Annotated in this window: 22 protein-coding genes; 15 read left to right on the forward strand and 7 right to left on the reverse strand. The window is 62.0% G+C overall.

The window, feature by feature from the left end; genetic code table 11:
- The first annotated feature begins 3 nt into the window (after window positions 1-3).
- From NKH16_RS16640 to NKH16_RS16665, 6 genes are all read left to right on the forward strand, one after another.
- Entirely contained in the window at window positions 4-1,611 is a 1,608-nt protein-coding gene (locus tag NKH16_RS16640; protein WP_352743258.1) for a carboxyl transferase domain-containing protein, read from the forward strand.
- A 1-nt stretch (window position 1,612) separates the two neighbouring features.
- Window positions 1,613-2,143 (forward strand): O-acetyl-ADP-ribose deacetylase, encoded by a 531-nt coding sequence (locus NKH16_RS16645; protein ID WP_352900468.1) that lies wholly within the window; start codon window positions 1,613-1,615, stop codon window positions 2,141-2,143.
- Between the two features lie 115 nt (window positions 2,144-2,258).
- Window positions 2,259-2,633, forward strand: coding sequence for a hypothetical protein (locus tag NKH16_RS16650; protein WP_352743487.1), 375 nt, complete (start codon window positions 2,259-2,261; stop codon window positions 2,631-2,633).
- A 29-nt stretch (window positions 2,634-2,662) separates the two neighbouring features.
- The gene (locus NKH16_RS16655) at window positions 2,663-3,043 is read left to right on the forward strand and encodes a hypothetical protein (protein ID WP_245274740.1); all 381 of its coding nucleotides are present in this window, start codon (window positions 2,663-2,665) and stop codon (window positions 3,041-3,043) included.
- Between the two features lie 43 nt (window positions 3,044-3,086).
- Entirely contained in the window at window positions 3,087-3,461 is a 375-nt protein-coding gene (locus tag NKH16_RS16660; RefSeq protein ID WP_352874423.1) for a hypothetical protein, read from the forward strand.
- A 111-nt stretch (window positions 3,462-3,572) separates the two neighbouring features.
- Window positions 3,573-5,561, forward strand: coding sequence for an acetyl/propionyl/methylcrotonyl-CoA carboxylase subunit alpha (locus NKH16_RS16665; RefSeq protein ID WP_352900471.1), 1,989 nt, complete (start codon window positions 3,573-3,575; stop codon window positions 5,559-5,561).
- Window positions 5,562-5,659: 98 nt separating this feature from the next.
- Here NKH16_RS16665 and NKH16_RS16670 read toward each other — a convergent pair whose 3' ends face one another.
- Both NKH16_RS16670 and NKH16_RS16675 read right to left on the reverse strand, forming a co-directional pair.
- A complete protein-coding gene (locus tag NKH16_RS16670) occupies window positions 5,660-6,781 on the reverse strand; it encodes a branched-chain amino acid ABC transporter substrate-binding protein (RefSeq protein ID WP_352743252.1) in 1,122 nt (373 codons plus the stop codon).
- A 378-nt stretch (window positions 6,782-7,159) separates the two neighbouring features.
- Window positions 7,160-7,426 carry an SEL1-like repeat protein gene (locus NKH16_RS16675; RefSeq protein ID WP_010915070.1) on the reverse strand — a complete coding sequence of 89 codons (267 nt, stop codon included), beginning with the start codon at window positions 7,424-7,426 and terminating at the stop codon, window positions 7,160-7,162.
- Between the two features lie 459 nt (window positions 7,427-7,885).
- On the opposite strand from NKH16_RS16675, the gene NKH16_RS16680 reads away from it, so the two are divergent.
- The 5 genes from NKH16_RS16680 to NKH16_RS16700 all read left to right on the forward strand — a co-directional run bounded on the left by NKH16_RS16680 (window position 7,886) and on the right by NKH16_RS16700 (window position 11,530).
- Window positions 7,886-8,230 (forward strand): DUF2147 domain-containing protein, encoded by a 345-nt coding sequence (locus NKH16_RS16680; protein ID WP_023677801.1) that lies wholly within the window; start codon window positions 7,886-7,888, stop codon window positions 8,228-8,230.
- Window positions 8,231-8,440: 210 nt separating this feature from the next.
- Window positions 8,441-8,593: a hypothetical protein gene (locus tag NKH16_RS16685; RefSeq protein WP_023677802.1), complete on the forward strand. Its 153-nt coding sequence runs from the start codon at window positions 8,441-8,443 to the stop codon at window positions 8,591-8,593.
- 41 nt (window positions 8,594-8,634) lie between these two features.
- Window positions 8,635-8,829: a hypothetical protein gene (locus NKH16_RS16690; protein ID WP_352454349.1), complete on the forward strand. Its 195-nt coding sequence runs from the start codon at window positions 8,635-8,637 to the stop codon at window positions 8,827-8,829.
- 80 nt (window positions 8,830-8,909) lie between these two features.
- Window positions 8,910-10,412: an AMP nucleosidase gene (locus NKH16_RS16695; RefSeq protein WP_352900473.1), complete on the forward strand. Its 1,503-nt coding sequence runs from the start codon at window positions 8,910-8,912 to the stop codon at window positions 10,410-10,412.
- An 80-nt stretch (window positions 10,413-10,492) separates the two neighbouring features.
- Window positions 10,493-11,530 carry an endonuclease/exonuclease/phosphatase family protein gene (locus NKH16_RS16700; RefSeq protein ID WP_352900475.1) on the forward strand — a complete coding sequence of 346 codons (1,038 nt, stop codon included), beginning with the start codon at window positions 10,493-10,495 and terminating at the stop codon, window positions 11,528-11,530.
- 30 nt (window positions 11,531-11,560) lie between these two features.
- On the opposite strand, the gene NKH16_RS16705 is transcribed toward NKH16_RS16700, so the two are convergent.
- From NKH16_RS16705 to NKH16_RS16715, 3 genes are all read right to left on the reverse strand, one after another.
- The gene (locus tag NKH16_RS16705; protein ID WP_352874420.1) at window positions 11,561-12,157 is read right to left on the reverse strand and encodes a DUF922 domain-containing protein; all 597 of its coding nucleotides are present in this window, start codon (window positions 12,155-12,157) and stop codon (window positions 11,561-11,563) included.
- 111 nt (window positions 12,158-12,268) lie between these two features.
- A complete protein-coding gene (locus NKH16_RS16710) occupies window positions 12,269-13,948 on the reverse strand; it encodes an electron transfer flavoprotein-ubiquinone oxidoreductase (RefSeq protein WP_352900480.1) in 1,680 nt (559 codons plus the stop codon).
- A gap of 106 nt (window positions 13,949-14,054) precedes the next feature.
- Window positions 14,055-14,237: a hypothetical protein gene (locus tag NKH16_RS16715; RefSeq protein ID WP_198023574.1), complete on the reverse strand. Its 183-nt coding sequence runs from the start codon at window positions 14,235-14,237 to the stop codon at window positions 14,055-14,057.
- On the opposite strand from NKH16_RS16715, the gene NKH16_RS16720 reads away from it, so the two are divergent.
- The 3 genes from NKH16_RS16720 to NKH16_RS16730 all read left to right on the forward strand — a co-directional run bounded on the left by NKH16_RS16720 (window position 14,188) and on the right by NKH16_RS16730 (window position 16,672).
- Complete coding sequence (locus NKH16_RS16720; protein WP_023677808.1) at window positions 14,188-14,832, forward strand: hypothetical protein; 645 nt, start codon at window positions 14,188-14,190, stop codon at window positions 14,830-14,832. The genes NKH16_RS16715 and NKH16_RS16720 overlap by 50 nt on opposite strands.
- Window positions 14,833-14,869: 37 nt before the next feature.
- Entirely contained in the window at window positions 14,870-15,751 is an 882-nt protein-coding gene (locus NKH16_RS16725; protein WP_352900483.1) for a uracil-DNA glycosylase, read from the forward strand.
- A 105-nt stretch (window positions 15,752-15,856) separates the two neighbouring features.
- The gene (locus NKH16_RS16730) at window positions 15,857-16,672 is read left to right on the forward strand and encodes a helix-turn-helix domain-containing protein (RefSeq protein ID WP_352900485.1); all 816 of its coding nucleotides are present in this window, start codon (window positions 15,857-15,859) and stop codon (window positions 16,670-16,672) included.
- On the opposite strand, the gene NKH16_RS16735 is transcribed toward NKH16_RS16730, so the two are convergent.
- Entirely contained in the window at window positions 16,673-17,650 is a 978-nt protein-coding gene (locus tag NKH16_RS16735; protein WP_502897762.1) for a DMT family transporter, read from the reverse strand.
- The gene (locus NKH16_RS16740; RefSeq protein ID WP_352900518.1) at window positions 17,647-17,871 is read right to left on the reverse strand and encodes a hypothetical protein; all 225 of its coding nucleotides are present in this window, start codon (window positions 17,869-17,871) and stop codon (window positions 17,647-17,649) included. The genes NKH16_RS16735 and NKH16_RS16740 overlap by 4 nt, the downstream gene beginning before the upstream one ends.
- Window positions 17,872-18,025: 154 nt before the next feature.
- Here NKH16_RS16740 and pepN point away from each other — a divergent pair, with 154 nt between their 5' ends.
- Window positions 18,026-20,671 carry an aminopeptidase N gene (gene pepN / locus NKH16_RS16745; protein ID WP_352900487.1) on the forward strand — a complete coding sequence of 882 codons (2,646 nt, stop codon included), beginning with the start codon at window positions 18,026-18,028 and terminating at the stop codon, window positions 20,669-20,671.
- Window positions 20,672-20,722 lie beyond the last annotated feature (51 nt).

Consider the following 20,722-nt stretch of genomic DNA (forward strand, 5'->3'; position numbering starts at 1 on the left):
GCCATGGCCCCCCTCACCTCTCAGATGTCGTCCGCCTCCGATGCCTTCCGCACCAATGCCGAGCGCATGCGGGCGCTGGTCGCCGATATTGCTGAAAAAGCCGCCGCCATCGAGCGCGGTGGCTCGGAAGAGGCGCGTGAGCGGCACGTCTCCCGCGGCAAGCTCCTGCCGCGGCAACGCCTAGCCCAATTGCTCGATACAGGCTCGCCCTTCCTCGAAATCGGCCAGTTCGCGGCATGGTCGATGTATGGCGAGGACATCCCTTCGGCCGGCCTCATCGCCGGCATCGGCCGCGTCGAAGGCACCGAAGTGATGGTCGTCGTCAATGACGCCACGGTGAAGGGCGGCACCTATTATCCACTGACGGTGAAGAAGCATCTGCGTGCACAGGAGATCGCATTGCAGAACAATCTGCCTTGCGTCTATCTGGTCGACAGCGGCGGCGCCAATCTGCCCAACCAGGACGAGGTGTTTCCCGACCGCGATCATTTCGGCCGCATCTTCTACAACCAGGCCAACATGTCGGCCGCCGGCATTCCGCAGATCGCCTGCGTCATGGGTTCGTGCACGGCCGGCGGCGCCTATGTGCCTGCGATGTCGGACGAGACAATCATGGTGCGCAACCAGGCGACCATCTTTCTCGGCGGGCCGCCGCTGGTGAAGGCGGCCACCGGCGAGGACGTCACCGCCGAGGACCTCGGTGGCGCCGACGTGCACACAAGGCTTTCCGGCGTTGCCGACCACTATGCGCTCGACGACGAGCATGCGCTGGCCATATGCCGGCGTATCGTCAAAAACCTGAATCGGAACAAGACTGTAAGCCTTGCCTTACAGAAATCGATTCCGCCGCTTCACGATCCACACGAACTCTACGGCATCGTGCCGACGGATCTGCGCCAGCCCTACGACGTGCGCGAGGTAATCGCCCGCACCGTCGACGGTTCCGAGTTCGATGAGTTCAAGCAGAATTATGGCACCACGCTGGTCACCGGTTTCGCCCATCTCAGCGGCATGCCGGTCGGCATCGTCGCCAACAATGGCGTGCTGTTTTCGGAAAGCGCGCTGAAGGGCGCGCACTTCATCGAGCTGTGCTGCCAGCGCAAGATCCCGCTGATTTTCCTGCAGAACATCACCGGCTTCATGGTCGGGCGAAAATACGAGGCCGGCGGCATCGCCAAGGACGGCGCCAAGCTGGTCATGGCGGTCGCAACGGCCAAGGTGCCGAAGGTGACCGTGATCATCGGCGGCTCGTTCGGTGCCGGCAATTACGGCATGTGCGGACGCGCCTATTCGCCACGCTTCCTGTGGATGTGGCCGAATGCCCGCATTTCGGTGATGGGCGGCGAGCAGGCGGCAACGGTGCTGGCCGTGGTCAAGCGCGAAGGCATCGAGCGCAAGGGTGGCGAGTGGAGCGCCGAAGAGGAAGCGAAATTCAAGAAGCCAATCCTGATGAAGTACGAGCATGAAGGCCACCCGCTCTATTCGTCGGCAAGGCTCTGGGACGACGGCATCATCGATCCGGCCAAGACCCGCGAGGTGCTGGCGCTCAGCCTTTCGGCCGCGCTCAACGCCGAGATCGAGGAGACAAAATTCGGCGTGTTCAGGATGTGAGATGAGCGAAATCGGCCAGAGGATTCATATTCAGACGGGCGACATCACGAAGCTGGCGGTCGATGCCATCGTCAACGCAGCCAATACCTCGCTTCTCGGCGGCGGTGGCGTGGACGGCGCCATTCACCGCGCGGCCGGCCGCGAGCTTCTGGCAGAATGCCGGACCTTGAATGGCTGCAAGGTCGGAGACGCAAAAATCACCAAGGGCTACAAGCTGCCCGCGCGCTACATCATCCATACGGTCGGGCCGGTCTGGCAAGGCGGCAGCAAAGGAGAAGCCGAACTGCTCGCCTCCTGCTATCGCCGGTCGCTCGAAATCGCCGCCGCAAAGGACTGCCGGACGGTGGCGTTTCCAGCGATCTCGACCGGCGTCTACCGCTACCCAAAGGATCAGGCGACGCAAATTGCTGTCGGTACCGTGAGTGCCTTCATCGGCCAGAACATCGTTCCGGAAACCGTCATTTTCTGCTGCTTCGACGAGCCAACGGCCGAATTGTATCAGCGGGTCGTTGCTGCACTCGGCAGGGTGTGACCCTGCGCGGGCGACAACCCACCACATCTCCAGACTATTTTTTGCTTCTCGATCTGGCCAGACGAAAGAATCACGGCTATTGATCATCGCAAATACCAATGGGGATTGGGCGAAGATGAGGCGGCGGGTTTTTCAGAGAACAACTGCGCATATACTTGCGGGATTGCTTATATTAGCGACGCCTGGCATCGGCGCAGCGGAGTCGCTGGCGGGAAGCAAGGGCGAGACCCGTTTCTATCCCTATTTGCCGCAGAGCCCGAAGGATCCGTGTACCAGGGCCTACAAGGCCTATGTAGCGGCCGGCGGCCATTCAGCCTATGCAACCACTCCGTATTCCCGGGTGCGTTTTCTGTACATCATCTGCGGCTCGCGCTTGAATGCACCGTCACAGCAAGCTGCCGAAGAATTGGCGTTGAAATCCTGTCAGGCCGCCCGCAACAGTTACAGAGTTACAACAGGCGGCGGCTGCGAAATCGCTGCCTCCAAGTAGGCGAATATATTTCAGTGTTTGGGGTTCAAATGGGTTTGGCAATGAAATCTTTATCAATCAAGCGAGCAACCATGTCGGTACTTGCACTGCTTGTGGCCTCTGCACCGAATGTCGGCGCCGCCGAATCGCTGGCGGGAAGCAAGGGCGACAGCCGCTTTCCGGTCTATTTTGCACCGGGTACAATCGGAGGCTGCGGCAAGAATTACAAGGACTATGTGGCGGCTGGCGGTCACTCGGCCTATGCGATGACGCCATTCAACTGGGCAACCGAATTCACTATTTGCGGTGCTTATCTGAATGCAACATCCCAGAAGGCTGCGGAGGCGCTGGCGTTGAAATCCTGCCAGTCCGCGCGCAGCAAGTACAAGGTCACGACTGCAGGGGCCTGCGCCATAGCTGCCTCCAAATAGACCGACACTCGTCGGCCTTCGACGTATTCAATGGGTGGGAAAAATGAAATCTATAAGCGTCAAACAAGCAGTCTTCTCGCTGATAGCCGGGTTGCTTCTAATCTCGAGCCCCAATGTCGGCGCGGCGGAATCGCTGGCTGGAAGCAAGGGCGACGTCCGCTTCTACCCGTATTTTCCGGCGACCGCGGATCGGCCATGCACCAAGGCATATAAGGCCTATGTGGCGGCCAGCGGCCATTCAGCTTATGCGACCACTCCGTATTCCCGGGTGCGTTCGTTGTACATCCTGTGCGGCTCGCGCTTGAATGCGCCCTCGCAAAAGGCTGCCGAGGATATGGCGATGAAATCCTGCCAGGTCACCCGCGACCGTTACAGGGTCACGACCGGGGGAGCTTGCGAAATCGCGGCCTCAAAGTAGGCAGGCCTCGCTTGCCTACCCTTTGACCGCCAGACTACAAAGCAGGGCATTGCCGCAGTTCGCGTGACGAGAATTCGCGCCGTTGGCGGCAGCTCTGCCTGTGGAGGCCCGATGTTCGCCAAGATCCTGATCGCCAACCGTGGCGAGATCGCCTGCCGGGTGATCCGCACGGCACGCAGGATGGGTGTGCGCAGCGTCGCCGTCTATTCCGACGCCGACGATCGCGCCTTGCATGTCGAAATGGCCGACGAAGCGGTGCATATCGGCGCCTCTCCCGCCAACGAAAGCTATCTGCGCGGCGACAAGATCATCGCGGCGGCCTTGGCCACAGGTGCCGAGGCCATCCATCCGGGCTACGGCTTTCTTTCGGAAAACCCCGAATTCGTCGACCAGGTCGCGGCGGCTGGGCTGATCTTCATTGGGCCGTCGGCGGCCTCGATCCGTGCCATGGGACTGAAGGACGCCGCCAAGCGGCTGATGGAAAAGGCCGGCGTGCCTGTCGTTCCGGGCTACCATGGCGAAGCGCAGGAGATCGTGTTGCTCGCCTCCAAGGCGCGCGAGATAGGCTACCCCGTCCTGATCAAGGCGCGCGCCGGCGGCGGCGGCAAGGGCATGCGGCGTGTCGAGCATCCCGATGATTTTTCTGAAGCACTGTCGGGCGCGCGGCGCGAGGCGAAAGCCGCGTTCGGTGATGACCGCGTCTTGGTTGAAAAATATGTCGACAAGCCGCGCCACATCGAAGTGCAGGTGTTTGGTGACAATTTCGGCAACGCCGTGCATCTTCACGAACGCGACTGCTCGGCGCAGCGCCGCCATCAGAAGGTGATCGAGGAAGCCCCTGCCCCCGGCATGACGCCGGCACTGCGCAAGGCGATGACGGAGGCGGCGGTGAAAGCCGCCAAGGCAATCCACTATTCCGGCGCCGGTACCATCGAGTTCATCGTCGATGCCTCGCAAGGTCTGAAGGCCGACCGTTTCTGGTTCATGGAAATGAACACCCGCCTGCAGGTCGAGCACCCCGTCACCGAAATGGTCACCGGCATCGACCTGGTCGAGTGGCAGTTGCGGGTAGCCTCCGGCGAAAAACTGCCGAAGACCCAGAGCGAGATCGCGCTCTCCGGCCACGCCTTCGAGGCGCGCATCTATGCCGAGGACGCGGCAAGAGGGTTTTTGCCGGCGACCGGCACCTTGCACCATCTGAAATTTCCGCAGCCGGCACCGGAGGGTGCGACCATGCGCGTCGAAACCGGTGTGCGCGCCGGCGATGCGATTTCGCCGTTTTACGACCCGATGATCGCCAAGCTGATCGTTCATGGCAAGGACAGACGGGCGGCGCTCATCGCACTTGGCACAGCACTGTCGCAGACCGAAATCGCCGGCTCGACGGTCAACACTGGCTTTCTTGCCGCGCTGGTCGCTGATGCGGATTTTGCGGCGGGCGATGTCGATACCGGCCTGATCGCCAGGCATCTGCAGGCGTTGACGGCGGTTCCGCCGCCGAGCGGTGAGACGATTGCCGCCGCGGCACTTGCCGCGTCCGGTGCGCGCGACTTGCCGTCCTCGGACGATCCCTGGTTGTCGCTGGCCGGCTATGCGCATTTCCACGCTGTAGTGCGGCGCATTCTGCTGAAGTTTGGCGAGCAGGAGATCGGCGCGCGCGTGTCGGTGCGGCCGGACGGACGGTTCGAGGTGGCGCTGGATGCGCCCTATGACAGCGTCAATTCGCATGATCTTCGCGCCGCGCCTCGCCTCGCCCGCTGGCCGGGCCACGTCACGGTCTTCGATGGTGCAATCGGCTACGGTTTTGCCGTGCCGGATCCGCTGGCGCGAGCCGACGAAGCCGCCGCCGCTTCCGGCAGCCTGCGCGCGCCAATGCCCGGCCTGGTCAAATTGGTGCGTGCAGCCAGAGGCGAGTCCGTGATCAAGGGCCAGCCGCTGCTGATCCTGGAGGCGATGAAGATGGAGCACACCATTGCCGCGCCCCATGACGGGGTTATCGCCGAGATTGCTGCCGAAGGCGCGCAGGTAACCGACGGCACCGTGCTGGTTCGCTTTGCCGAGGAACCTCAGTTGACTGCTGTTTCCCTATCCACGAAGTGATCTCGAACGCGGCACAAAGGCGTCGCCAAAAACAACATGGCCGGGTTTGACCCCGGCCATGTTCAATTACAGCGGCGCGTCTTGCGGCGCCGCGGCCATCACGGCTGGATCGGCGCGTATTTGCCGTCGTGCCACTGGTTGATGTCGTAGCTGGCGTTCTTGAGATCGCCCTTCTCGTCGAAGGTGACTGACCCGACAACCGTGCTGATCGGCTGGCCGTTCTTCAACGCTTCGGCGACTTTTGCCGGATCGTCGCTGCCGGCGCGTTTGATGCCTTCGGCGAAGGCCTGGATCACCGCATAGGAAAACAGCGTGAAGCCCTCCGGCACGAAGCCGCCGGCCTTGATCTTGGCGATGGCTTCCTTGGCTTCGGGCTTCGCCTGCGGATCCGACGGGAAGACGAACATGGTGCCTTCGCCGGCCGGACCGGCAACCTGCCAGAATTCCGGCGAAGCGATCGAGTCCGGCATGATCAACTGGAACTTGAGGTTCTGCTCCGCCGACTGACGCAGGATCAGGCCGGCTTCGGGGTGATAGCCGCCGAAATAGACGACGTCGGCTTTCAGCTCCTTGAGCTTGGTAACAAGAGCGGAATAGTCCTTCTCGCCGGCGTTGATGCCCTCGTAGAGGATCTCTTTGAGACCGTTCTGATTCATCGTTGCCTTCACGGCATCGGCCACGCCCTGCCCATAGGCGCTCTTGTCGTGCATGATGACGACGTTCTTGCCGGCATATTTCTTGGCGATCCATGGACCAATGAAAGCGCCCTGCGCATCGTCGCGCGTATAGAGGCGCATGATCGTCGGCCAGCCGGCCTTCGCCGCTGCGTCGGTTAGTACCGGGTTCGAGGAAGCCGGACTCATCATCAGCGCACCGGCTTCGGCGTAGACGGCGGAGGCCGGGATGCTGGAGCCTGAGCAGGCGTGGCCATCGATGAACTTGACACCGTTGGCGATGATGCGGTTGGCGACCGAAACCGCCTGCTTCGGATCGCACTGGTCATCCTCGATGTCGAGCTTGACCTGGCGGCCGTCGACGCCGCCCGCCGCGTTGATCGCGTCGGCGGCGGCTTGCGCGCCCTGCTTGAACTGATCGCCGATGGTGGCAAGCTGACCGGTCATCGGTCCGACCACCGAAAAGGTGATGTCGTCGGCGAAGGCGACCGGCGCGGTCATCATCAGGCCAAATATGGCGGCGCTCAAAATACTGAATTTCTTCATGGTGACACAACTCCTCCATTCTCGCGCGACCATCCCGGCCGCGCCTCTTCCAGAGTGGCGGGAGAATTTCATCCTTCACCGGGGCTGTCTAGACGCATCGTCGGCACTCGATTGGGCCTGCAACACGCAGTCCCAAAGACAAGCCGCGCCAGCCTTGTTCCGGCCGGTCGCGGCTTTTGCCATGAGCTTCCCAACGCATCGGCGCCAGGACCCGCTCGCCTTCCCTGTCTATTGCACAGCTTGCCGCCGTGTTCTTGATCTTGTTGGCTCAGCCGTCTTGCGCGGCCTTGATTTTTCGAGCCCGGCCCTCTGCGCGGCCTTGACCCGAAGCGTCCCTGTTGTGAGGTCAGTACCCTTGTGAAGTCGATGCCCGCGAATTCAGTGCATCGTCATCCATTCGCGAGCTTCGCGCAGCGCCTTGGCGATCTCGACCTTCGACATGGCGGCAGACAATTCGGAGCGCAGTTCCGCGGCGCGGGCCGAACCCTTGATCGCGGCGATGTTGAACCATTTGTGGGCGGCGACAACATCGGTCTCGCAATCGCGACCAGTCGCATACATCATGCCCAACTCGAAAAGAATATCGGCCTGGGCAGTTGCCCCCATGGCGCCGAAGCCGGCTTCAAGCATTTCAAAACGTGCCATTTCAAATCCCCTGTTCTGGCTCCCGAGAGCTGTCTCCGTCTGTCCCTCCGTGTCCTTGATTACCGTCGGGGGCGGCCGCTCTTTCGATGCTTTCGAGAATGCCCCGGAGGCTTGAATCCGTCGTTAAATGGCGTGCTTAATTTGAGGAAAACAAAGCTAAAACAAGAGGTAAACGTGAAAATTCGTTAAGGATACAAAGCCAGCGATCGCGCCGGTTTGCACAAGATTTGAAGAAAACTTGCGAGGCGCGGATCAAGACTCCGCTAACCACAGAAGACAAAGACGTGTGCGGCCCGTTTCATTTTTCGCCGGCGCGGCCGTTCGGGAGCGGGCAAAAACCCGCAACCCTTCCGTCGCGGCACCGCTTTTGTTTTTCCGGGAGCTGGACTAGCTTACGTTTGCGTAAGGGGCAGACACCCGGGACGGAGCCCGATTGGACTTACCTGAGGGAGGAAAGACATGTTTCGACAAGTGAGCCTGGCCCTCGCGGCCGCAATAATGATGACCGGCGCGGCGTGGGCCGATCCGATCGAAGGCAATTGGAAAACGCAAGCCGGATCGACTGCCGCCATTTCGGGTGGCGGCGGGGCATTTTCGATTACGCTCAAATCCGGCAAATTTGCCGGCAAGAACATCGGTTCACTGAAGGTTGCCGGCGACAACAAATATGCCGGCACCATAACCGACCCGGAAACCGACAAGACCTATTCGGGCAAGGCTTCGCTTTCCGGCAGTTCGCTCAAGATGAGCGGCTGCGTGCTCGGCGGGCTGATCTGCAAGAGCCAGACCTGGCACAAGCTCTGATCGTGCCCTTCCTGCCGGGGTGAGCGGGGCCAGTCGGCCCCGTTTTCATGTTATCGGTCTCGCAGCCATGGCGTCGCCATGGGTCGCTGCACTCAAAGCGGACCCTCTCAGAGATCATCAACCATTTTTGAACCGCAGATGAACGCCGGGATCAGAGCCGGTTCAGCCGGGGCAAGGCATTGTCATGCGTGTTGAAGGAGACACCGCGCAATGCTTGCCCGCCGCTTCACCATCGTCTGCCTGCTAATGAGCCTGTTCGGCATGTTGTTCGCCGTCCTTGTCGCCGAAGCCGGCCGCCCGTCCCGCTCCTGGGACGTCGCCAGTTCCTGCCGACTCGGTTGCTTGAACCATCTTCACCACTGAAACGACAAAGAGCTGAACCTTTAGAGAAAAGCAAAACGCCAATGAACCGCCTCGCCGCCAACACCCTCAAGACGCTTCGGCTGCTGCCGCGCGCGGCGCTCATCCTGACTGTTCTTTCGGTACCGGTACTGGCCGTGCCGACGATGCGCACCAATGCCGGCTCGACGATCGAGGCGCCTGCGTTGAGGAAGTCAGGCCTCGGCTTTGTGCTGCTGGTTAGCCTGCAGCGCGGTTAGCAGACCGAAAAACGCCGACAGCGCGTATTGAGGCCGCCTTACCCCCTCCCAACCGCGCGTCCAACTCTCTATATTGGGTCATGGAAAAGCGAATCTATCCCCAAGCCATTGAATCGGTGGTCACGCCGGAGCCGTTTGGCCGGCAGAGCTTCAACGACGCCAAGAAGGCCGTCGCGGCCCTACAGGTGCTTTACGACCGCAACACCAAGTTCCTGCGCGATTCATTTGCCGCGCTCGCCGCGGGCGGTGACAACAACAAGCGCTACCGGGCCTTTTATCCGGAGATCGGCGTCACCACGAGTTCCTTCACGCAAATCGACTCGCGGCAGGCCTATGGCCACATGCCGACGCCGGGGCATTTCTCAACCACCATCACCCAGCCTGCTCTTTTCGAAAGCTACCTCACCGAACAGCTTCGGCTAATCATGCGCAACCACGGCGTTCCCGTCACGGTTTCGGAATCGACCACTCCCATCCCGCTGCATTTCGCCTTCCTCGAAGGCACCCATGTCGACGGCGCTGCTGCCGAACGCATCAAACGGCCGATCCGTGACCTGTTCGACGTGCCGGATCTCGACGGCACCGACGACCAGATCGCCAACGGCACGTTCGAAGTGGCATTGGGCGAGGCACGGCCGCTGGCGCCGTTCACCGCGCAACGCATCGATTATTCGCTGCACCGGATGTCGCACTATACGGCGACCAGCCCCCAGCATTTCCAGAACTTCGTGCTGTTCACCAACTACCAGTTCTATATCGACGAATTCGTCGCCCGTGCACGCGAATTGATGGCCAATGGCGGTGACGGATATGTCGAGTTCGTCGAGCCGGGCAACATCGTGACCAAAGCAGGGGACGGCGCGCCCGGTGAGGGTGCTGCGCCCCCTCGCCTGCCGCAGATGCCGGCCTATCATCTGAAGAAGCCGAATCATGGCGGCATCACCATGGTCAATATCGGCGTTGGCCCTTCCAACGCCAAGACGATCACCGACCATATTGCGGTGCTCCGGCCGCATGCCTGGGTGATGCTCGGCCATTGCGCCGGCCTGCGCAACACGCAGGCGCTTGGGGATTATGTGCTGGCCCATGCCTATGTACGAGAAGATCATGTCCTCGACGACGATCTTCCGGTCTGGGTGCCGATCCCGCCGCTAGCCGAAATCCAGGTGGCTCTGCAGGAAGCGGTCGCCGAGGTCACCGGGCTTTCCGGATATGATCTCAAGCGCATCATGCGCACTGGCACCGTCGCCACTATCGACAACCGCAATTGGGAGCTGCGCGACCAGCGCGGGCCGGTCCAGCGGCTGTCGCAGTCACGGGCGATCGCGCTCGACATGGAATCGGCGACGATCGCCGCCAACGGCTTCCGCTTCCGGGTGCCCTATGGCACGCTGCTTTGCGTATCCGACAAGCCGCTGCATGGCGAATTAAAGTTGCCGGGCATGGCGACCGAGTTCTACAAGCGGCAAGTAGCGCAGCACCTGACCATCGGCATCAGGGCGATGGAGAAGCTGGCTGAAATGCCGATGGACCGACTGCATTCGCGCAAACTCAGGAGCTTTTCGGAAACTGCCTTCCAGTAAATGCCGAATCGCATGTGTCTGTCCAGGTCAGGACATTTCGTCATCTTGATTGAGCCGCACTTCTGCCGATAGACAAGGCGATGGCACGTGTTCGGGACATGACGGTTGCGCTGGCATTCGTCGCAATGCTTGCACTCTCGGCCGCGCTGGTGGCCGGGTTCTTCGGATCGCTGCATCCGGCCCTCGATTCCTTTGCTCATTTCCGCGTCCATTTTTCGGTGCTGATGGCGCTTTGCGCGCTGCCGCTGCTCGCCACCTCGTTTCGCCTGCAGGCCGCGGCCGCATTGCTGTTTGCGATAGCCTCCTTTGTCACCACGTCGAATGCCTTGCCGCTTTCGCGGCTATGGCAGGTGCAGGCCGCCTACGAAGCCAAACCCGGTGACGAGCCAGTCTACCGCCTGCTGCAGATGAACCTCAGGTTCAACAATCCAACGCCTGAGAAGGTGCTGTCGCTGATCGGCCGGACCCAGCCTGATGTGATCACCCTCGACGAGGTGTCCGAGATGTGGAAGGCAAAGCTTGGGCTGCTATCCGGCGCCTATCCCCACCGGATCCTCTGCCCATATCCCAATGGCGTGTTCGGCGTTGCGCTGCTGTCCAGACGACCGTTTGCCATAGGCACGGAGCCGCACTGCGACAGCCGCGGCGCGATGGCGATCGCCACGGTCGATTTCGGCGGAACCGACGTCGATGTCGCCGCCATCCACCTCACCTGGCCATGGCCGCACAACCAATCACGGCAGATTGGAGGGTTGTCTGGCGAAATCGCCTCGCTTGGCGAGACGTCAATCCTGGCAGGCGACTGCAACGCAGCGCCATGGAGCGCAGCCGTCCGGCGCGTCGCATCGCTTGGCAAGCTGACTGTAATGCCGTCGGTCGGGCCGACCTGGCTCTACAAAAGGCTGCCGGATTTCCTGCGCTTCGCCGGACTGCCGATCGACCAGGTTTTCAGCAAGGGCGCCATCGTTATCCGTTCGGCGTCGACCCTTGAGGACACCGGCTCAGACCATCTGCCGATGCTGGTGGAGTTTTCGCTACGGTCGGATGAACAAAAGCCGCTCGACGAGCACCAGACGGCGACCGCGCTTGCGGCGCTGCCTGGCGGGACGCGAAGCTGAAAATCCGCAGTCCAATCTCGACCTGGCTTATTACTGGCCCACAAAAGCGCGGATGAGGTGCTCGACAGGGCCGCCGTCGCGATGCTCGTGCGCATCGAAGGCGATCTGCTTTGCCTCGTATTCGGCATAGATGGCATTGATCCGGCGCTTTGCCTCGCGACGTGCCTCGAAACAGTGCGGGTCATCACCGACTGTCAGCCCTCGAACCGACTTTTCGGTGGCCCGCATCATCTGTCTGGCGATGCGGCCATGGCTCTCTTCATGGGCGCGGACGCCAGCGAAGAACCGCTTCCAGCGCTTCTGCAGCGCAGGCGACGTGGCTGAGACTAGTTTGGGATAGGTATAGAAGAGATTGAGCGTCCCGTTGGCCTGGCGCAGGCGGCAGACGCCGTTTTCCCGATGGGCGTCGAAGGTCCAATCATCGACGCTGTAGCCGGTCTGCGCGATGGCGTGGGTCATGAAGCCGTGCTTCGGCCCACTGCGATCCATGGCCTCGATCAGGGCCGCGCCGGTGGTTCCGGCAATGTTGTAAGTTCGTGTCTTGACCAGCACCTTAGTGCCGGCCAAGGCTGCAGGGGCGCACAATGCCCCGATCGCCACAACGCTCGTCAGAACTGCCAGGCGCATTTTTCCTTCCTCCCTGTCGCCGCAGAAAGGAAACACAGGCAGGCGGTTTATTCAACAATCCTACGGTTGCGCTGCTCCTCATCTTGTTTAGTCCGGAGCAAACCTTGTGACTTACATGTTCTGGTAGACCGGGCCCTCGCCGCCCTGTGGCGGCACCCAATTTATGTTCTGGTTCGGGTCCTTGATATCGCAAGTCTTGCAGTGCACGCAGTTCTGCGCGTTGATGACGAAGCGCACATCCTTGGCCGCAGGATCGGCGGCGGCATTGCCATCCTTGTCGACCCATTCGTAGACGCTGGCCGGGCAGTAACGCGTCGAGGGTCCGGCATAGACGTCATGCTCAGAGCGCTTCTGCAGGTCCATGTCGGCGACGAGCAGATGCACCGGCTCGTTCTCCTCGTGGTTGGTGTTGGACAGGAACACCGACGACAGCCGGTCGAAGGTCAGCACCCCGTCCGGCTTCGGGTAGGCGATCTTCTGGTGCGCGGCGGCCGGTTCCAGCGTCGCGTAGTCGGCCCTGCCGTGCTTCATCGTGCCGAAGGGCGAGAAGCCGAACAGCGTGTTCAGCCACATGTCGAGGCCGCCAAGGCCGACGCCGACAATAGTGCCGAAGCGCGACCATAGCGGCTTGACGTTGCGCACTTTCTTCAGGTCCTTGCCGATATCGGTGGCGCGCCAGGCGGCCTCGTAGGAGGCCAGCTCGTCATTGGTGCGGCCGGCGGCTATCGCATCACAGACATGCTCGGCCGCCAGCATTCCGGAGAGCACGGCATTGTGCGAGCCCTTGATGCGCGGCACGTTGACGAAGCCGGCCGCGCAGCCGATCAGCGCACCGCCGGGGAAGGACAGTTTCGGCACCGACTGCCAGCCGCCTTCGGTGATGGCGCGGGCACCATAGCCCAGCCGCTTGGCACCCTCGAAGGTGCCGCGGATCGCCGGATGGGTCTTGAAGCGCTGGAACTCGTCAAAGGGCGACAGATAGGGGTTCTTGTAGTTCAGGTGAACGACGAAGCCGACTGCCACCTGGTTGTCCTCGAGATGGTAGAGGAAGGAGCCGCCGCCGGTCTTCATATCGAGCGGCCAGCCGAAGGAATGCTGGACAAGGCCCGGCCGGTGGTTTTCCGGTTTGATCTGCCAGAGTTCCTTGAGGCCGATGCCGTATTTTCCGGGCTCACGACCGTCGGAAAGGTGGTGTTTGGCGATCAGTTGCTTGGCCAGCGAGCCGCGCGCGCCCTCGCCGATCAAGACATATTTGCCCATCAGCGCCATGCCCGGCGCAAAGCCCGGACCGTGCGTGCCGTCCTTCTCGACGCCCATGTCGCCGGTGACGACGGCGGTGACCGCACCGGCCTCGTTGTAGAGCAGGCCGACCGCGGCAAAGCCCGGATAGATCTCGACGCCCAGCGCCTCGGCCTTGGTCGCCAGCCAGCGGCAGACATTGCCGAGCGAGACGATATAGTTGCCATGATTGTTCATCAGCGGCGGCATCAGGATATTGGGCAGACGGAACGAACCGGCGGGGCCGAGAACCAGGAAATGGTCGTCGGTGACCGGTGTCCTGAAGGGATGACCCTCCTCTTCGCGCCAGCCGGGCAGCAGCCGGTCGATGCCGATCGGATCGACGACGGCGCCGGACAGGATGTGCGCGCCGACTTCGCCGCCCTTTTCCAGCACGACGACGGAAAGCTCGGGATTGACCTGCTTGAGACGGATCGCGGCGGCGAGGCCGGCCGGGCCGGCGCCGACGATGACCACGTCGAATTCCATGCTTTCGCGTTCGATATCGCTCATCGATCCCTCACTGGCTCGCTATTCCCGGCATCTTGCTGGCTCACGCGCTGCATAGCGCATCAAATAGCGACGGGAAACCGGCGCGGACGTGACAATACCGATTTCGTCAAAAAGTCGCGTCCTGCCGCACAGATTCGCGGTGACGAGCATCAATCTTCAATCCTATTCCGTTTGCACAGATATGTCGCACTGATGTTTTTAATTGTTCGACGGCTTGCTTATCGGCCATACTTCCCGCCATGCGCATATTCGGGCCGGCTGGCTTTTCATCGACGCGCTTTTTTTTCACGCCCGGCCGGTTTTGCCGTGCGGCGCTCTTGGCGCTTCTGCCACTGACGGCCCTCGATGCCCGTGCCGAGCAGCAACTGGTCTGGGCGACCGGCGCCTATTCCTTTTCCGACGAGCGCGGCGGTTTCCGCATCACCGGGGCTTCCGGCATCGGCACGAAAGAGGATCCGCTGGTCATCACCGAAGAGCTGAATTCAGCGACGCCGGTAACGCTGGCCATTCGCACGACAAGGCCGATCCAGCCGTTCGGCAAGGCGGGAGACTTCGCTAATGGTCTGATGTATATGCGCATCGACGTGCTCAACAATAGCGGCCAAGCCTGGGTCGAGTTCCAGTTCGAACTCCAGGAGATCCTCGACCAGCCGAGCGTGTTCGGCGACGGCCTGTCGTTCGACCAGCGCAACAAAACGCCCGAAAATATCTGGTCGAGCAGCTACGCCGATTTCGACCGCAATTTCGAACCGTATGACCGCCTGCTGTTCAAGAACGGCAAGATCGACCCGCTGAAGACCGCCAGCTTCTATTTCCTGATCACCGACTACACGCCGCGCTGGACGTTCTATCTGGTGCAGGATCCGCGCATACCGTCGAGCTGAACTTGCAAATTCAAGCTCCGCGGCCGAATGTGAAACCATGACTGCCGCCCCCCACACTAGCCGAGCCGATCTCGCCGAGCTGCTGGCCTTCTACGCCAGCGCCGGCGTCGACGAGGCACTTGAAGAACAGCCGGTAAACAGGTTTGCAGAAGCCAGGCCGCCGGAGCGGGTGCCTGCGGCGGCCGCTCTGCCGGCCGGTGAAAATGCATCGCCTCATCGCTCGACGAGCGTGTCGCGCGCCGAAATGGGCGAGAGACCGAATACGGCACCGGCAGTGCGAACGTCCCCGGCCATGTCAACGGTGCCCGACGAGGCGCAGGCGGCATTGGCGCGGCAACTGGCGAGATCGGCGGCAAGCCTCGACGAGCTTCGCCAGCACATGGCGGCATTCAACGGCTGCAATCTTAAATTCACCGCCAAGAACCTGGTGTTCGCCGACGGCAATCCGACTGCCGCGGTGATGCTGGTCGGCGAAGCACCGGGCCGCGACGAGGACATAGAGGGCTTGCCGTTCGTCGGCCGCTCGGGCCGGCTGCTCGACCGCATGCTGGCCGCGATCGGTCTTGACCGGACATCTGCCTACATCGCCAACGTGATTCCCTGGCGGCCGCCGGGCAACCGCACGCCGACGCCGCACGAGACCGAGATCTGCAGGCCGTTCATCGAGCGGCAGATCGAACTGGTCAATCCGAAGGTGCTGGTCAATCTCGGCGGCCCGTCGGCAAAGACCCTGCTCAACGCCTCCGAAGGCATATTGCGGCTGCGCGGCAACTGGCGCGTCCACACGACCCCGTCTGGCGTCGCCATTCCCGCCATGCCGACCCTGCATCCGGCCTATTTGTTGAGAACGCCGGCGCACAAGAAGCTGGCGTGGCGGGATTTCCTCGAAGTGAAGGCGAAGTTGCGGGCACTTGGGTAACGGTGCAGAACGCGTCTTCCGTCCTCCCCTTGCGAGGAAGGAAGGGCGGCATCATGACCTCGCAGGTAATTGAAATGCGCCCACTGCCGGCCTAGTCATCTCGTCATGACAGCAGCCCAGATTTCCGCCGGCAGTCTCATTCGCGAATGGCGTACACGCCGGCGCATGAGCCAGCTCGACCTCGCCATGGAGGCCGAGATCTCGCAGCGGCATCTGAGTTTCGTTGAAAGCGGCCGCGCCGCACCCTCGCGTGACATGGTGCTGCATCTGGCGGAGCAGCTTTCGATCCCGCTCAGGCAGCGCAACCAGCTGCTGCTGGCCGCCGGCTTTGCCCCGAGCTTCAGCGAACGACCACTTGACGATGCCTCGATGGCACCGGCGATGGCGGCGGTCGAGACCGTGCTCAAGGCGCACGAGCCGTTCCCGGCGCTTGCAGTCGACCGGCATTGGAACCTGGTGTCGGCGAACGCCGCCATCGGCCCGTTCCTCGCCAATGTCGCCGACGCCTCCCTGCTGAAGCCGCCGGTCAACGTTTTGCGCCTCAGCCTGCATCCCGGCGGCATCGCGCCGCGCATCGTCAACCTTGCGGAATGGCGGACGCATCTTCTGGAGCGGCTGAAGCGGCAGAACGACGCTGCCGCCGATCCGGTTCTGGTCGAGCTCGAGCGCGAGCATCGGGCCTATCCGTCCGGCCTTAAAAGCAGCCGGCCGGCGCCGGTCGAGCCGAACGCGATTGTCCATCCGCTCAAGCTTGCCCATGGCGACGCGGTGCTGTCGTTCATCAGCACCATCACCGTGTTCGGCACGCCGCTCGACGTGACGCTGGCGGAGCTGGCGATCGAATCTTTTTTCCCCGCCGACGAGCAGACGCGGGCGGTGCTGATGCGGCTGGCGAAAGAGCGGACCGACGCAGCGGGCTGATCACCCTTCCGGCGCGACGGCCTTGCGGGTGCGGGTGCGTTCGAGACCCAGCTGGCGCTCGCGCCAGATGATGAAAATCCCCGCCGCAACCACGATCATGCCGCCGACCAGCATGTTGATCGTGGCGATATCGCCAAAGACCAGATAGCCGACGACGACGCCGAGGATCATCGAAGTGTATTCGAAAGGTGCTACGACGGAAGCCTCGGCATGGCGATAGGCCGAGGTCATCAGGATCTGGCCAAGCCCGCCGCAAAAACCCGCGGCAATCAGAAGCCCCGCCTGTGCTGGCGTCAGCGCCTGCCAGCCGAATGGCAGCGAAAGCAGCGCCATGACGCTCGCGGTTACCGAAAACCACAGCACGATGGTCGCCGTCCGCTCGCTCTGGACGAGGTTGCGAACCAGGAGCATGGCGATGGCCGAGATCGCTGCGGCTATCAGGGCGGCGATGACGCCAAGCACCTCCTGATCGCCAAGGGCAGCGCCCGAACTGAGCAGCGTCAGTTCCGGCCACGAGATGATCAGCACCCCGACCAGGCCGACGGCAACCGCACTCCAGCGATAGATGCGGATGGCTTCGCCGAGGAAGATCGAACTGAACACCACGACCAGCAGCGGCTGCGCGTAGTTCAGTGTGATCGCCTCCGGCAGCGGCAGCCGCGTCAGCGCGAAGAAGCCGAGCCCCATGGCACAGACACCGACGACGCCGCGCGCAATGTGGTTGAGCGGGCGCTTTGTCGAAAAGGCGGTTCCGAGTTTTCCCTGGAAGGCGAGGAAGGCGATGATCGGAAAAATGGCAAAGAAGGAGCGGAAGAAGACGATCTGGCCCGCCGGGACGGTGCCTGCCGCCTTGATGCAGGACGACATGCCGACGAAGACCGCCACCGATACGATCTTGAGCAAGATCCCGGTCAGCGTGCTGTGCTCGCCGGCAAGGTCGCCAACTGCAAGCACTGGCAAATCCGGTCTGGCTGTCACGCCCCTTTTGCTTCCTCGATCGCCGCCCAGATGCACGCCGGCGTTGCCGGCATGTCGATATGCCTGATGCCGTAGGTGCGGTAGTCCGCGTCGGTCACCGCATTGAGCGCGGCAGGCGTCGACCCGATCGTACCCGCCTCCCGCCCGCCCTTGATGAAGGCCACATCCTCGCGACGCAACACAGAGGCGCTCGTTCCGAATTTCGGCGTGACGACGGTCATGGAAGCCTCGCGATGATGCTTGGGAAATGATCGCCTGAAATAGACGTCGCTGCAGTTTTGTCGAGGGAGCGTTTCGTGTAAAGAGCGCAGACTTCAAATTATTTGGACCAGCGGACCCGCCCGCCGCACCCGGATCGACAGGAAAAATCAAGGAATGCGCACAGATACCGGCCAGGTCTTCAAGCTCGAAGACTATCGCCCCAGTGATTATCTCATTCCGGAAACCAGCCTGACTTTCCGCCTTTCGCCTGAAGCAACGCATGTGACCGCCGTGCTGACGGTCGAACGCCGCGACGGGATTGCGGCGTCGGTGCCACTGGTGCTGGATGGCGACGGGCTGACGCTCCGCGGCATCGCCATCGACGGCCAGGAGCCGAGCCCTGCGGATTTTCTCGCCACGCCCGATCAACTGACAATCATCAGCCCCCCTGCGACAAGGTGCTTCCAGCTGAGAATTGAAACCGTGTTGGCGCCGGCGCAGAACGAGGCGCTAATGGGCCTCTATCGCTCGAGCGACGTCTATTGCACACAATGCGAGGCCGAAGGCTTTCGCCGCATCACTTATTTCCTCGACCGTCCCGACATCCTGTCGGTCTATACGGTCCGCATCGAAGCTCAGCGCCGTGAGGCGCCGCTGCTTTTGTCCAACGGCAACCCGGCCGATGGCGGCGAGCTTGCCGGCGGCTGGCACTATGCGGTCTGGCACGACCCCTTCCCCAAGCCGTCCTATTTGTTTGCGCTGGTGGCGGGCGACCTCGGCAAGATCTCGGACAGTTTTGTCACCCTGTCTGGCCGCAAGGTCGAGCTCGGAATCTATGTCGAACCGGGCAAGGAGAGGCTCGCCGGCTACGCCATGGACGCTTTGAAACGGTCAATGAAATGGGACGAGAAGGCATTCGGCCGCGAATACGACCTCGATGTCTTCAACATCGTCGCCGTGTCCGACTTCAATATGGGCGCAATGGAGAACAAGGGCCTCAACATCTTCAACGACAAGTACGTTCTTGCCGACCAGGAAACTGCGACCGATGCCGATTTCGCCAATATCGAAGCCATCATCGCGCATGAGTATTTCCACAATTGGACAGGTAACAGAATCACTTGCCGCGACTGGTTCCAGCTTTGCCTGAAGGAAGGGCTGACGGTTTTCCGCGACCACGAATTCTCGGCCGATCAGCGCTCGCGCGCCGTCAAGCGCATCGCCGAGGTGCGTACGCTGCGCGCCCATCAGTTTCCCGAGGACCAAGGGCCGCTGGCGCATCCGGTCCGGCCTCGCCGCTACCGCGAGATCAACAATTTCTACACGGCGACGGTCTACGAAAAAGGCTCGGAAGTCGTGCGCATGATCCATACCATCCTCGGCGCCGAGACGTTTCGCGCCGGCATGGACCTCTACTTCGAACGTCACGACGGCCAGGCGGCGACGATCGAAGACTTCATCAAAGTGTTCGAAGACGTCTCAGGTCGCGACCTGTCGCAGTTTTCGCTGTGGTATCATCAGGCCGGTACGCCGAACCTGACCGTCAGTTCGGCGTATAATCCGGCGGCGCGGGAATTCACGCTCGAAATCGAGCAGTCGGTGCCGCCAACACCGGCGGAAAGCCGAAAGCGGCTGATGCACATTCCGCTTGCATTCGGCCTGGTTGGCGCCGGTGGCGAGGCGATAGCCCATAGCGGCGTCGAAGGGGCGAATGTCGAGGACGGTGTCATCCATATCCGCAAACGCCGCCATGTCGTCAGGTTTTCCGGGATTGTCGAGCGTCCGGCCATGTCGCTCAACCGCGGCTTTTCGGCGCCGGTGACGCTTTCGGTCGAGCAGCGGCCCGACGACCAGTTTTTTCTGGCTGGCCACGACAGTGACGCCTTCTCGCGCTGGCAGTCGTTCAACACGCTTTTGACTGATGCGCTGATTGCCGGTTTCCGCCAGATCCTGGACCACAGGCCAACCGAGATCAGCGCCCGGCTGACCGAGCTTGCCGGCAAGACAGCCGGCGACGAAGCACTCGAACCCGCCTATCGGGCACTGGCCCTGGCGCTGCCCGGCGAGGCCGATATCGCCCGCGACATTGGCAAGAACATCGACCCCGACGCCATTTTCGCGGCGCGCGAGGCGCTGGCGGTTGCGATCGCCGAGACCAACAGCGAGATATTCTCCAAACTTTACGATCGGCTCGCCGACAATGGTCCGTTCAGCCCGGATGCGGCCAGTGCCGGGCGGCGCGCACTGCGCAATGTCCTGCTGGATTATCTGTGCTTGCTGCCGGGAGGTGCGGAACTCGCTGCCGGGCACTTCCAATCGGCGACCAACATGACGGATCGTGCCGCGGCGTTGACCGTTCTTGCGCACCGTCACCATGGGTCACCTGAGGCGACCAAGGCACTGGCGGATTTCGAGGCGAAATATGCAACCGATGCGCTGGTCATGGACAAATGGTTCCAGATCCAGGTCAGCGTGCCCGGCCCGCAAACCGTCGACGTGGTGCGCGCCTTGACCAGCCACCCGGCGTTCTCGATGGCCAACCCGAACCGGGTACGGGCACTCATCGGTACGTTTTCCAGCGCCAACCAGACCGGCTTCCATCGCGCTGATGGCCAAGGCTACCGGCTTTTCGTCGAAACGGTGCTGCAGGTCGAAAAACGCAACCCGCAGGTGGCCGCCAGGCTGGCGACGGCGCTCAGGTCGTGGCGCTCGCTCGAACCGGTGCGGCAGGCCAAGGCAAGGGAGGCGTTGCTTTCGATCGCCAATACCGAGAAGCTGTCGGCCGATTTGCGAGACATCGTCGAGCGCACCCTGGCGTAAGCGACCTCCGTTGTCCCCTTGTGGGAAAAAGGGAAGACCACCCGAAAACCC

This window comes from Mesorhizobium sp. M1307 (assembly GCF_040318155.1).
Taxonomy (GTDB): domain Bacteria; phylum Pseudomonadota; class Alphaproteobacteria; order Rhizobiales; family Rhizobiaceae; genus Mesorhizobium.

Coding starts and splice junctions, on each gene's coding strand:
- NKH16_RS16645 (WP_352900468.1), top strand. CDS start 1,613: ATGAGCGAAATCGGCCAGAGGATTCATATTCAGACGGGCGACATCACG.
- NKH16_RS16670 (WP_352743252.1), bottom strand. CDS start 6,781: ATGAAGAAATTCAGTATTTTGAGCGCCGCCATATTTGGCCTGATGATG.
- NKH16_RS16740 (WP_352900518.1), bottom strand. CDS start 17,871: ATGACCGTCGTCACGCCGAAATTCGGAACGAGCGCCTCTGTGTTGCGT.
- NKH16_RS16695 (WP_352900473.1), top strand. CDS start 8,910: ATGGAAAAGCGAATCTATCCCCAAGCCATTGAATCGGTGGTCACGCCG.
- NKH16_RS16680 (WP_023677801.1), top strand. CDS start 7,886: ATGTTTCGACAAGTGAGCCTGGCCCTCGCGGCCGCAATAATGATGACC.
- NKH16_RS16665 (WP_352900471.1), top strand. CDS start 3,573: ATGTTCGCCAAGATCCTGATCGCCAACCGTGGCGAGATCGCCTGCCGG.
- NKH16_RS16705 (WP_352874420.1), bottom strand. CDS start 12,157: ATGCGCCTGGCAGTTCTGACGAGCGTTGTGGCGATCGGGGCATTGTGC.
- NKH16_RS16640 (WP_352743258.1), top strand. CDS start 4: ATGGCCCCCCTCACCTCTCAGATGTCGTCCGCCTCCGATGCCTTCCGC.
- NKH16_RS16700 (WP_352900475.1), top strand. CDS start 10,493: ATGGCACGTGTTCGGGACATGACGGTTGCGCTGGCATTCGTCGCAATG.
- NKH16_RS16660 (WP_352874423.1), top strand. CDS start 3,087: ATGAAATCTATAAGCGTCAAACAAGCAGTCTTCTCGCTGATAGCCGGG.
- pepN (WP_352900487.1), top strand. CDS start 18,026: ATGCGCACAGATACCGGCCAGGTCTTCAAGCTCGAAGACTATCGCCCC.
- NKH16_RS16685 (WP_023677802.1), top strand. CDS start 8,441: ATGCTTGCCCGCCGCTTCACCATCGTCTGCCTGCTAATGAGCCTGTTC.
- NKH16_RS16725 (WP_352900483.1), top strand. CDS start 14,870: ATGACTGCCGCCCCCCACACTAGCCGAGCCGATCTCGCCGAGCTGCTG.
- NKH16_RS16675 (WP_010915070.1), bottom strand. CDS start 7,426: ATGGCACGTTTTGAAATGCTTGAAGCCGGCTTCGGCGCCATGGGGGCA.
- NKH16_RS16650 (WP_352743487.1), top strand. CDS start 2,259: ATGAGGCGGCGGGTTTTTCAGAGAACAACTGCGCATATACTTGCGGGA.
- NKH16_RS16655 (WP_245274740.1), top strand. CDS start 2,663: ATGGGTTTGGCAATGAAATCTTTATCAATCAAGCGAGCAACCATGTCG.
- NKH16_RS16710 (WP_352900480.1), bottom strand. CDS start 13,948: ATGAGCGATATCGAACGCGAAAGCATGGAATTCGACGTGGTCATCGTC.
- NKH16_RS16690 (WP_352454349.1), top strand. CDS start 8,635: ATGAACCGCCTCGCCGCCAACACCCTCAAGACGCTTCGGCTGCTGCCG.
- NKH16_RS16730 (WP_352900485.1), top strand. CDS start 15,857: ATGACAGCAGCCCAGATTTCCGCCGGCAGTCTCATTCGCGAATGGCGT.
- NKH16_RS16720 (WP_023677808.1), top strand. CDS start 14,188: ATGCGCATATTCGGGCCGGCTGGCTTTTCATCGACGCGCTTTTTTTTC.